Origin of the sequence: Streptomyces sp. NPDC006798, assembly GCF_040635975.1 — a bacterium.
GTDB lineage: Bacteria > Actinomycetota > Actinomycetes > Streptomycetales > Streptomycetaceae > Streptomyces.
The window spans coordinates 1-11,543 of record NZ_JBEYIS010000037.1 but is presented as its reverse complement, the minus strand read 5'-3'; the positions used below and the strand labels follow the sequence as shown (position 1 = coordinate 11,543).

Here is an 11,543-nt window from a genome sequence, read left to right as displayed (position 1 = left end):
GCCGGGGCCGTAGCAGAGCTGTGGCATTCGTCGCCGGATGTCCGAAGCGTGTCCGCGAAAAGGTCGCGGAGGCCCTGCGCGGGCGCCGAGCGGGGCCGGGATACGGACGGATGTGCGGCATGTCCCGCTTAGGGTGGAGGCATGACAGACCAGGTCTCGTACGCGGAGGAGGCGGAGTCGGCGATCCCGGCCAAGCCGACCGCCGCCTCCCGCACCACTCTCAGCCACATCATGACCGGCAGTGACACCAACCTCCTCGGTACCGTCCACGGCGGGGTGATCATGAAGCTGGTCGACGACGCGGCGGGCGCGGTCGCCGGGCGGCACTCCGGCGGGCCCGCCGTCACCGCCTCCATGGACGAGATGGTCTTCCTGGAGCCGGTCAGGGTCGGCGATCTGGTGCATGTGAAGGCCCAGGTCAACTGGACCGGGCGGTCCTCCATGGAGGTCGGGGTCCGGGTTCTGGCCGAGCGGTGGAACGAGTCCACCCCGGCCCAGCAGGTCGGTTCCGCGTATCTGGTCTTCGCCGCCGTCGACGGGGACGGCAAGCCCCGGCCGGTGCCGCGGGTCGTCCCGGAGAGCGAGCGGGACAAGCGGCGCTACCAGGAGGCCCAGATCCGCCGGACGCACCGGCTGGCCCGCCGCCGGGCGATCAAGGAACTGCGGGAGCAGCGCGCCGCCGAGGGCATGCAGGACTGACCACGGGACCGGCCATCCGTACGTGACGGGGGCGCCCGGCGCCGGTCCGGAGCCCGTGCCCCGGAGAGCCCCGGCCCCGGCCCCGTACCGCCCCCGTCTCTCAGGGGCAGACCACCTCGTCCCCGCGTACGGCCCCGAACTCGCCCTCGTTCGTGTTCTCGGCCCGGACCGGGACCACGTCCGTGAAGTCCTTGCCCGCCGTCACCCGCAGGGTCCGGCCGAGGCCCTTCACCGGCCGGGTCTCGCAGCCCTTGAGCGCCGTCGACAGCGCCTTCGCCGAGCGGTCCCAGCGGGGGTCGTAGGAGACGAAGGTACGGTCCACCTCGGGGCCGGTCCCGTTCAGCGGCGTCTTCGTCGTGGCGAAGCCCGTACCGCGCAGCGCCGCGTCCACCCGGCGGCCCAGACCTGCCGTCCCCGTCCCGTTGTAGACCTGGACCCGGATCTGCTGCGGCGCGACCTCCACCAGGGTCCGCCGCTGGCCCTTCCGCAGGCCCGCGCCCGCCAGCGGCCGGTCCTCCCGGATCATCCGGAACAGCCGGTCGGCCTTGGCCCGGTCCCAGACCACGGCCGAGCCGCCGCCCGGGACCCGGCGGCCCCCGGCGGCGACCGGTACGGAGGCGAATTCCGACGACGACGCCGAGAAGCCGCGCATCGCCCGGCCGAGCGCCAGCAGCTCGTCCGTACCGAAGTTCCGGTCGGCCCGGACCGAGCCCAGCATCGTGGACGCGACCTGGCGGAACCGCACCGGGTTGAGCATGATCCCGGTACTGCCGACCTCCTTGACCAGCCCGGCCAGGAACTTCTGCTGGCGCTGCATCCGGCCCAGGTCGCTCGCGCCGTCGACATGGCGGGAACGGACGTACTGGAGCGCCTGCCCGCCGTCGAGCCGGTGGTTGCCCGCGGGCAGGTCGAGCCCGGTGTACTCGTCCTTCATCGGCCCGGCGGTGCAGACGTCCACCCCGCCGACCGCGTCGACGGTCTTCATGAAGCTGGTGAAGTCGACCTCCAGATAGTGGTCGATCTTCACCCGGGTCAGCCGCTCCACGGCCCGTACGGTCAGGGCCGGGCCGCCTTCCGCGTAGGCCGCGTTCAGCTTCACCGGATGCGCCTTGTGGTTCCGGCCGCTGGTCCGGTCGGTGTGCGGGGGCAGTTCGGCATAGCTGTCCCGGGGCAGGCTGACGACGCTCGCCCGGTCCCGCTTCCGCGAGATGTGCACCAGCATGATCGTGTCGGTGCAGTTGCAGGGCGCCCCGCCGAGCCGGTAGCGCTCCTTCTGCGGCCCGGTGATCTTCTCCCGGCCGTCGGTACCGACCACCAGCAGATTGGTGCCGTGGCCGCCCTCGGGGCGGTTCTTCATGTCCCGGAACGGGTCCACCCGGGCGATCCCGGTGTCGATCCCCGACATCAGCGCGTGCCCGATCGCCCCGGCGCCCAGGACCAGCACCGAGAGCGCCGTCACGGCCCGCAGCGCCCACCGGGGCCGCCGGCGCGGCGGCGCCGGGCGTCTGACCCCCGCCCTGACCCGGGGCCCTGCGGGGTGCGGCGGGCGGGGGCGGGGGGAGCGGGGCGGTGTGGGCACGAGGAGGACACTCCGCGGGTGTCGGGGGACCGTGGTCCGAACGGGTGAGTACGGGAAGCGGCGAACGGGTGACGAGCCGGGCGACCGGCTCAGTCGAGTGACAGTATGATTACTCGGGGTGACTTCATGGGGCGTACGGCCTCCAGGGGGACGGACCTCGCGGAACGTTCCCGGACGGGTGAGGGCGGATGCGGCTACAAGGGCGAATCCAGCACACCGTAGGCCCATACGATCGACGGTCCGTCGCACCGGACGGCCGCCGCGCGTCCGTGTCCCCCGTTCGCGGTAACGCGGCGGACGGTGAACGCCACGCCCACCGCCTCCGTGATCATGCCGGTTCCCGACGAGGAGCGGCAGCCGCGCGACACGGTCCGGCACATCCCCGGCCAGGAGTCCGACGGCGGGACGGAGGTGGTGATCGCGCCGGCCCCGTCCGCGGACCGCGCCGACGAGATCGCCGCCGAACCGGACCGGGAGGACCTCCGGGTCCGTACGGTGCCCGATCCGGCCGGCCGGACGCCCGCCGCGCTCGACGCCGCCGTCGAAGCGTCCTCTCACCCGATCGTGGTACGCGTCGACGGGCGCGGGACGCTCTCCGCGAGCTGCGTGGCCGGCCGCCGCCCGGCGGTGACGGCGACGGACCTCGCGCCCGCCGAGCCCGCGACGCCCTCGGTCCGGGCGGGGCGCCGGGGGAGCCCTCCCCGCGTACCGATGACGACATACGACGATCGGGCCCGGTGGCCGGCCGGCCACCGGGCCCGATCGTCATACCGGTTCACCGGGTCCCTACCAGGTGAAACCCTTCTGGACCGGCATACACGCCTTGTCGTCGGCGCCGTTCAGCGCCTTCGCCGACGTCGGCAGCTCCTTGCTCACCGGCTTCGCCTTCGGGAAGCTGTCGCCCGTCCGCCAGTCCGCGCCGACCGTCAGGGTGATCCCGGTCAGCCCGTCCGCCGCCGGGGCCTTCACCACCGCCGACAGCGGCACCCCCAGCGCCTTGGCGACCGCCTGCGCGTCCCCCGCCAGATCGTCGGCGCCGTACCGGATCACCGTCTTCTCCTTCGGGTTCCGGACCGACGACGTCACCGTCCGCGTGAAGCCCTTGGCGCCGAGGGCGCCCGCGATCTCGGCCGCCCGGCCCGGCGCCGGGGACGCACCGTCCCCGTCCGTACCGTTCTGCACCCGGACCGCGATCTCCCCGGCCGGGGCCGCCGGATCCTTCGACACCGGGGTCTTCTCGGCCGGGGGCTTCTTCGCCGCCTCGCCCTTGCCGTCCAGCGAGATGTCCTCCCGGATCTTCCGGAAGACCTCCTCGGCCGCCCCGGGCTCCGGCTCCACCTTCCCCGCCCGCCGCGTCGAGTAGACATTCGGCATCGTCACGGTGGTGATCCGGTCCGCCGGGACCTTCTTCAGATCGTTCCCGATGTCCAGCAGCTTCTTCACCGAGTTGACGGTGTCGCTGACGGTCAGCGAGTCGATCGCCGCCTCCGCCAGCTTGCGCAGCTTGTTGGGGTCGGTGAGCTTGGTGTTCTTCCGCAACTCCCGGACCATGGAGGTCATATACATCTGCTGCGCCCTGGCCCGGTAGAGGTCCGTACCGTCACCGAAGCCGTAGCGGGTCCGCAGCCACTGGAGCGCCTGCTCCCCCTGGACGTACGTGGTCCCCTTCTCCAGCTTCAGATTGGAACCCTTGCCGTCCCGGGTGAGGGAGTGGATGTTCTCCTCGACGCAGACCGGTACGCCGCCGATCGCGTCGGCCATCGAGACCACACCCGCGAAGTCGATCATCATGAAGTGGTCGATCCGGATCCCGGTCAGGTTGTACCAGGTCGCCACCGTGCACCCCGGGCCGCCGCGATCCAGCGACTCGTTGGTCGGCGCGAACGACAGCGCCGGATAGGTCTTGTTCTCCTTCTTGTCCCGGCACTCGGGTATCTCCAGCATCGTGTCCCGGGGCATGCTGAGTACCGATATGTTCGAGCGGTCGGCGGCCACGTGGATCAGCATCTGCACATCGGCGAGCGGTGGGGCGTCGAAGGACTTCTTGGCGCCGCCGAGCCGCTTGTTCGCGGGGCTGTTCCGGGCGTCGGAGCCGATCAGCAGGATGTTCAGCGGCGTCTGCCCGTCGGCGTTGGGCTTGTGGTCGCCCATGTCCGAGCCGAGGTTCAGATCGTCCTTCTTGAGCTTGCCGTTGAGGTGCTCGTAGTAGAGATAGCCCGCGCCCGCGGTGCCGAGCACCAGGAACGACAGCACCCCCGCGGTCCAGACGAGGACACGCTTGCGCCGCCCCCGCCGGTTCGCCGCCCGGCCGGTCCCGGCGCCGTCGCCGGAGCCGCCCTTCCGCCGTGCCGCCCGGCCGCCGACCGGGTCTGTGCCACCGGGCGCGCCCCCGTCGGCCGGGCCGCCTGTTCCGTGCCCTACCGAACCCTGGCCGGGTATCGCGCCCCGGCCGGAGTCCCCGGTACGGCGGTTCTCGCCGCCGGTCCGGGTTCCCCTCCCCCGTGCGTGGTTCTGTCCCACCCCAAAGTCCCCTGTGTCCAGGTGCGCCGAGGGGACCGGGATCCGATCGGGTGTGCCCAGGTCATCCGGCGCACGTCTGTTTGTCTGCTTCGACCTTCTTGACGCCCTCGGGCACCTTGGCCTTCTCGGGAGAGACCGGGATCCCGGCGCCCGTGAAATCGGCGCCGAGCGTGAGCACCATCGGCTCACGTCCCTGCGAGTTCTCCGCCTTCTGCTTCAGTGCCGCGGCCGGCAGTCCCATCAGGTCCGCGAGCCTGCGCGCCTGATCCGCCTGGTTGGGGCCGTACTCCAGAGTCGTCTTGGCGATGTTCCGCGGAGCGTTCGCCTCATTGCTCGACTTGTTCACGCCCTGGGCCTGGAGCCAGGTCAGTGTGGCGCTCGCGGCGCCCTGGGTCTCGCTCCCGTTGTAGATCGCGACCCGGACGTCGGACGGCTGCGCCCGGGGGCCGTCGAGCGGGCCCGGTGTCTTCTTCTGGGCCGCCTTCTCCTTCTTCTCCACCTCGGTGAGCGACACATCGTTCTTGATCATTGAGAACAGCGGTCCGGCCTGCGACTCCTCCAGCAGCACGGTGGCGCCGTCGGAGTTGTCCTTGACGGGCACCGTCGTGAAGGTGATGTTCTTCGTATTGACCTTCGCCAGCTCCAGGCCGAGGCTCTGCAGCTTCTTGATGCTTCCTATGCCGGTGTCGACCGTCAGCGCCTTGGTGGCCGCGTTGGCCAGATCCCACATCTTCGTGGGGCTGGTCAGGGTGTCGCCGGACTTCATCTTGCGGATCATCGAGCTGAGGAACTGCTGCTGGATCTCGATCCTGCTGAGATCGCTGCCGTGGCCCACGGACTTGCGGGTCCGTACGAACGCCAGGGCTTCCTCACCCTTGACGACGTGTTTTCCCGCCGAAAGGTTCAGCTTGGAGTCCTTGTCGTTGATCGGCTTGTCGAGGCAGACCTCGACTCCGCCGACCGCCGTCGACAACTCCTTCACCGCGTTGAAGTCGGCCATCATGAAGTGGTCGACGGGAATGCCGGTCAGTTCCTCCACGGTCTGCATGGTGCAGCCGGGGTCGCGGCCCGCGACGCCGAGGCTCTCGTTGAACCGCTTGCCCGACGTGCCGGGGATGGTGGTGATCTCCCCGTCGACCTTGACCTGGCAGTCCGGGATGTCGGTGATCAGATCCCGGGGAATGGAGAGCGCCGTCGCGTTCGAGCGGTCCTTGGCGACATGGAAGAGGATCGTGGTGTCGGCATGGCCCTTGCTCTTCCGGTCGCCGTAGGCCGTATTGCCCTTGCCGGTCCGCTTGTCCGTGCCGATCACCAGGATGTTGACGGCCTGGTCCTTCTTGAACGTGTTGGAACCGCCCACCACGTCGACGGTGTTGAGATTCCCGTCGAGCCGCTGGTAGATCACGAAACCGGTGATGGCGCCCGCCGTGAGCACCAGGGCGAGGCCGCCGCCGGTCCAGATCAGGACCTTCTTCTTCCGGGAGGCGCCCTGCTTGCGCTTGCGGCGGCCCGGCGGGGGCGGCGTACCGCCGCCGGAGCCGTCCCGCGACCTGCGCCGCTGGCCGGGGACCTGGCCGGGGATCCCGGTCTCGGTCTCCCCGGCGCCCGTACCGGTACCCGTGCCCGGCCCGGCGCCGCGGTTCGCGGCGCCGCCGCGGTGTCCACCGCGACCGCCCCGGCCACCGTGCCCCCCGCTCTGCTGATCGGACGGTGTGCGCGGCCCCGGGGTTCTCGGACGCTCGGGTGCCGCGGAAGGCGAGGACTGCGCTCCGGAATGGTCCAGTCGCAACTCGTAATTGCCGGTCTGCGGGTTGAACACCCACTGGTCGGCGGGGTCGATGTCGTCTCCCCGGCCGCGGCTCTGCGCATCCACGGTTTTCTGAGTCCTCCGTCGGGTGGCCACGCGAAGCGCCTCCCCCCGAGGGCGCCCGGTGTCTCGATCTCAGCGGTGCGGGACGCGGGTCCGAGCACCGGATCGCGTCACATTAACCGCCCAGGTCAGTGCGGAGCGACGCCGGTGACGAATTCCACGACCCTTACAAGGGGCAATCTGCCCAATCCGTGTGGCCTGGGCACTTGCTTGGGCATCGCTTTACTCACACCACACCATTCAGTCACATACGCCCACCGCCGCGTTCGTCCCGGTGTAGCCGGGGTTGCTACCGGACGCACCGGACGGTGAGCCGGAGGGAGAGGTCGAAGGAGACCCCGGAGGCGAGGCCGAGACCGGGCTTCCGGGGGTGCCGGAAGGGGAGCCCGACGGGCTGCCGGGCGTACCGGCACGTTCGGTTCCGGCCATCGGGTCGGCGGTGCCGCGGGTCCCGTCCCGGGCTCCGCCGGTCGGCGAGCCGCTCGGGCCCGTACCGCCGTCCGTACGGCCGCCGTCCGCCGCGCCGGAGTCGCGCGCCGACACGGTGATGGGGGAGTCCTCCCGTAGCTGCCGGAAGAGCTCCGAAGCCTGCGGCTGCACCAGTTCGTCCCGATTGCGGTCCATTGCCCAGGGCTGCCGGGGGACCGTGAGGAACTGGACGTTCTCGGTCGGGATGTTCCGCAGCGAACGGGTGAGGTCGTACAGCTCCTTCAGGGAGTCGAGCCCCGGATCGGTCGTCAGCGACTTGGTCGCCGCGTCCAGGACCGGGACGAGCTTCCCCGGGTTGAGCAGCACCCCGTCGCTCTGCACCTTCTTCACCAGCGAGCCCAGGAACTGCTGCTGCCGGTCCATCCGTTCGGTGTCGCTGCCGTTCCCGAACGACTTGCGGGCCCGTACGTAACCCAGGGCCTCCTCGCCGTCGAGCGTCTGCCGCCCGGCCGGGAGGACCAGATGCGCGTCCGGGTCGTCCACCGGCTCCTTCAGGCAGACCTCGACCCCGTCGACCGCCTCGACCATGTCGGTGAAGCCCCGGAAGTCGACCACCAGGTGGTGGTCGATCCGTACGCCCGTCATCAGCTCGACCGTACGGATCGCGCAGGCCGCGCCGCCGGTCTCGAAGGCCGAGTTGAACTGGGCGAGCCGCTCCCGGGTCCGGGTGCCGTCCGCGCGGCGGCAGGACGGGACCGTCGTCATCAGATCCCGGGGTATCGAGACCGAGGTGGAGCTCTGCCGGTCCGCCGCGACGTGCAGCAGGATCACCGTGTCCGCGCGCTGGCTGCCGCCGTCGTCCCGGCCGTACTTGGAGTTGCCCTCGCCCCGGCGGCTGTCCGACCCCATGAGCAGGATGTTCTTGGCGTCGAGGGAGATCGGTACGGGCCGCTCCTTCTCGTACGTCCGCAGCTCGACGGCCGTCGCGGTGTCGGTGGTGATGTTGCCTTCGAGCTTGCGGTAGAACCACCAGGCCGTCGCGGCACCCGCGAGCAGTACGAAGGAGACGGCGACGGCGGTCCAGCGCAGCCACCGGCGCCGCTTGCGCGGGCGCGCGGCCGGGGCCGTGTCGGACTCGGTGGCGGTGACCGTCTTGGTCGCGGTCGCGGTGTGCGTGCCGCCGGGGGAGCGGTCCGGAGTGGCGGTCGTACCGGCCGCCGGTATGTCCTCGGCGGCTTCGGAACCGGGGTCGGTACGCCCCTCCTCCGCGGGGTTCCCGGGGTCCACCGGGCTCGCGGGGCCGTCCCCGGCCGCGTCGGTCGCCTCGGTCGGCGGCGATATGCGGTCCTCCGTACCGCCGCCCTTCGGGTCACCGGCGGCTGTGTCCTCGCCGTCTCCGCCGTCTCCGCCGCCCGGCCCGTCGGAGCCCGTCGGTGTGCCGGCACTGTCCGTCACTTTGCGTCCATCCTTCACGGCGTCAGCGGTGCGCTGGACCGCCGATCGCAGGGCTAGACGGCTGGGCCTGGCGCTTGGTTGTGCGGAATCCGGGGGCGATCGGCGGCAAAGGCCGGTCGGCCAACGGAGTTGGGCCCCGGGCGGTACGCCCGGCCCGTCGCTCGTCGTGGACCGTACGGGCCGGGCGCTCGCCCGCCTCGGTACGGTCCCGCGCGATACGGCCGGTGCCGCCGGGGCCGTACGCGACAGGGCCTCGGGCCCGTCGTCCGTCCGGCTCCGACGGCATCCGGTAGTGCTTCTGGTGCTTTTGGTGCTCGTGCTGCTGGAGTTGCCCGAAGTGCGTGAGCTGCGCGGTGGTGCGAAAAGTCGGCAGATATCCGGGCGGTCGCCGTGACCCCTGCGTCAGGCGTCGTCCCCGGTGTTCGAGGAGTCTTCCAGACCCGTGTCACCAACCGGCAACAGGGTCGTCACCGTGACCCGTTCGCTCTCGATCCGCCGGGCCAGCTGCGCCGCGGGAAGCTGGTCGAGACGGCGGCACAGCACCACCGAAGCGCCTGCCGCCAGGGGTGCGTACAGCCCCGCCGACAGCCCCTCCCAGGAGTCGTAGCCGGCCCCCGTGAGCAGCCGCGATCCCGGGGCGAGCCCCAGCCGGGCGGCGTCCGCGCGGGCCCGCTCGACCAGACCGGCGCCGGTCAGCACGTCTCCACCGACGGAAAGCGCCGGGGCGGCGGGGTCGACGGCTGCGAAGGGGGCGAACCGGTCGCCCTGCCCCGGCACCTCCACCGCGTAGTCCGCGAATCCGGCCGGGGGCTGCGGGAAGCGCCCGCCCAGCGGCCGCAGCGCCAGCGCCACCCGCTCCCCGCCGCAGGCCCGCGCCTCCGCCAGGGCGTCGGGTCCGGCGACCACGAGGTCCGCGTCCGCCGGGTCGCCGCCGATCTCGGCGGTCACGCCGACCGACGCGGCGGCGAGCAGCCAGACGGCGCTCTGCCAGTGCGCGGGCAGCAGCAGGGCGAGCCGGTCACCGGGCTCGGCGGCGAGATCGCCCTGGAGCAGATTCGATGTCTTAGCCACCCAATTGGCGAAGGTGGCGACGGACAATTCCACCCGTTCACCGGTGGCGTCGTCGTAGAAAGTGATCAAGGGGCGCCCCGGGTCCGCGGCGAGGGCGGATCGCAGCAGGTCGGCGGGGGTGCGGTCACTGGCGTTCATCCCCGCAAGGGTACGCGCGGCCTCCGGGCGGCGTCCCTCGTACCGGTGACGGTGTCCTCCGGTCGGCCCGCAGTACTCCGGCTTTCCCGGCCCGGTCCGGGCGAGCGGACTCCCCGACGGGCCCTCAGGATCTTTCGCATGCGTGGATTTCTGGCTTCCTCGACCGGTGTCGCGGCATGCGCCGCGCTCGTACTCCCGCTCTCGCTGCCCTCGGGCGCGTCGGCGGCGACCGCCGCCCGCGACGTCCCACCGGTGCCCCGCGCCCACCTCGCGGCGGCGCCCGGGCAGCCCCGGGTACCCGACGTCCCCGGCACCACCCAGTCGCTCCCGCTGGCCGAGAGCCCCGGTGCCGACACCCCTTCCACCCGCTCCGTCTCCCCGGCCGTCCCGGCGCTCCCCGAGCGGGCCCGCTACGAGCCCCGGGTCCGCCCCTTCTCCCTCGTCGGCGTGGTCTGGGACGACGCCGACGCCGAACTCCCCGGCACGGTCCAGATCCGCACCCGGGCCACCGGTTCCGGCGCCTGGACCCGCTGGCAGGACGTGGAGACCCACACCGACGGCCACGGCGCCGACCCCGGCACCGCCGAGGCCGAGTCCGCCCGGCTCAAGGGCGCCACGGCCCCGCTGTGGGTGGGCGCGTCCGACGGTGTGGAGGTACGGGTACGGGGCCGGGCCCCCGACACCGAACTGCCCGGCGGCCTCCGCCTCGAACTCGTCGACCCGGGCGAGGCACCCGCCGCGGCCCCGGCTCCCGCGAGCCGCGCCGGTTCTCCCGCGAGCCGCGCCGTCGGGCCCGCCCCGCAGCCCCGGGCGCTGCCCAGCGCCTTCAGCTACCCGTACACCGAACTCCTCGCGGCGAAGAAGTACGTCGGCCCCCGCCCGAGCATCGTCAGCCGCAAGGGCTGGGGCGCGAACGAGTCCCTGCGGGAAGGCGGCTACGTCTACACCTCGACGGTGAAGGCGGCCTTCGTCCACCACACCTCCACCGGCAACAACTACAGCTGCGGCCAGGCGCCGTCCGTACTCCGCGGCATCTACCGCTACCACGTGGTCAGCAGCGGCTGGCGGGACTTCGGCTACAACTTCGCGGTCGACAAGTGCGGCACGATCTACGAGGGCCGGGCGGGCGGTGTCACCAAGGCCGTACTCGGCGCCCACACCCTCGGCTTCAACTCCAACACCATGGGCGTCGCGGTCCTGGGCAGCTTCAGCGGTACGACCCCACCGGCGGCGGTCTCCACCGCGGTCGCCAAACTGACGGCCTGGAAGCTGGGCCTCTTCAACGCGAACCCCAAGGGCAAGGTGACCCTGACGTCCGGCGGCAGCGGCAAGTACAAGAAGGGCCGGAAGGTCAGCTTCCATGTGATCTCGGGCCACCGCGACGGCGTCTCCACGGACTGCCCCGGCACCCGCCTCTACAACCGCCTCCCCACGATCCGCACCACATCGGCCACCTACCAGGGCCGCTGACCCCCTCCGGGGAGGACCCGCCACTCTCCGGGCCGCGCCGCCCGGCGGCCCGTCTGCGGCTTGTCGCGCGGTTCCGCGCCCTATGCCTCCGGCGATGGGGGGACCGGCCCTTCGGGTGAGGCCCGCGCCTTCCGCCCCCTGTGCCTTCGGCAATGGGGGGACCCCCAGCGCCTTCGGCAATGGGGGGACCCCCAGCGCCTTGGCCCTCCGGGTGAGTTCCACGATCCGGGCCGCGCCCGGCGGCTAATGCTTGTTCGCGGTCTGCGGACCGTGGCCGGCTGGTCGCGCAGTTCCCCGCGCCCCTGGGTTGCT

Annotated in this window: 7 protein-coding genes and 1 pseudogene; 3 read left to right on the top strand and 5 right to left on the bottom strand. The window is 72.0% G+C overall.

From position 1 onward, the window contains the following. Positions 1-141: 141 nt before the first annotated feature. On the top strand, positions 142-699 hold the full coding sequence (locus ABZ714_RS23550) for an acyl-CoA thioesterase (protein WP_358827280.1): 558 nt from the start codon (positions 142-144) through the stop codon (positions 697-699). Between the two features lie 100 nt (positions 700-799). Here ABZ714_RS23550 and ABZ714_RS23545 read toward each other — a convergent pair whose 3' ends face one another. Next, a complete protein-coding gene (locus ABZ714_RS23545; RefSeq protein WP_358827336.1) occupies positions 800-2,167 on the bottom strand; it encodes an LCP family protein in 1,368 nt (455 codons plus the stop codon). Between the two features lie 411 nt (positions 2,168-2,578). Between ABZ714_RS23545 and ABZ714_RS23540 the strand changes: the two are divergent. Further along, positions 2,579-2,890, top strand: a pseudogene (locus tag ABZ714_RS23540) (glycosyltransferase family 2 protein); the annotation flags it as partial. 174 nt (positions 2,891-3,064) lie between these two features. Here the strand turns inward: ABZ714_RS23540 and ABZ714_RS23535 are convergent. The 4 genes from ABZ714_RS23535 to ABZ714_RS23520 all read right to left on the bottom strand — a co-directional run bounded on the left by ABZ714_RS23535 (position 3,065) and on the right by ABZ714_RS23520 (position 9,761). Beyond that, the gene (locus ABZ714_RS23535; protein WP_358827279.1) at positions 3,065-4,798 is read right to left on the bottom strand and encodes an LCP family protein; all 1,734 of its coding nucleotides are present in this window, start codon (positions 4,796-4,798) and stop codon (positions 3,065-3,067) included. A gap of 61 nt (positions 4,799-4,859) precedes the next feature. Next, positions 4,860-6,671, bottom strand: coding sequence for an LCP family protein (locus ABZ714_RS23530; protein WP_358827278.1), 1,812 nt, complete (start codon positions 6,669-6,671; stop codon positions 4,860-4,862). Between the two features lie 237 nt (positions 6,672-6,908). Then, complete coding sequence (locus ABZ714_RS23525; protein WP_358827277.1) at positions 6,909-8,552, bottom strand: LCP family protein; 1,644 nt, start codon at positions 8,550-8,552, stop codon at positions 6,909-6,911. 402 nt (positions 8,553-8,954) lie between these two features. Then, complete coding sequence (locus ABZ714_RS23520; RefSeq protein ID WP_358827276.1) at positions 8,955-9,761, bottom strand: TIGR03089 family protein; 807 nt, start codon at positions 9,759-9,761, stop codon at positions 8,955-8,957. A gap of 138 nt (positions 9,762-9,899) precedes the next feature. On the opposite strand from ABZ714_RS23520, the gene ABZ714_RS23515 reads away from it, so the two are divergent. Next, positions 9,900-11,231 carry an N-acetylmuramoyl-L-alanine amidase gene (locus ABZ714_RS23515; RefSeq protein WP_358827275.1) on the top strand — a complete coding sequence of 444 codons (1,332 nt, stop codon included), beginning with the start codon at positions 9,900-9,902 and terminating at the stop codon, positions 11,229-11,231. The last annotated feature ends 312 nt before the right edge of the window (positions 11,232-11,543 follow it).

Excerpts from the sequence above, each read along its gene's own strand:
- ABZ714_RS23550 (WP_358827280.1), top strand. The coding sequence starts at position 142 with ATGACAGACCAGGTCTCGTACGCGGAGGAGGCGGAGTCGGCGATCCCG.
- ABZ714_RS23520 (WP_358827276.1), bottom strand. The coding sequence starts at position 9,761 with ATGAACGCCAGTGACCGCACCCCCGCCGACCTGCTGCGATCCGCCCTC.
- ABZ714_RS23515 (WP_358827275.1), top strand. The coding sequence starts at position 9,900 with ATGCGTGGATTTCTGGCTTCCTCGACCGGTGTCGCGGCATGCGCCGCG.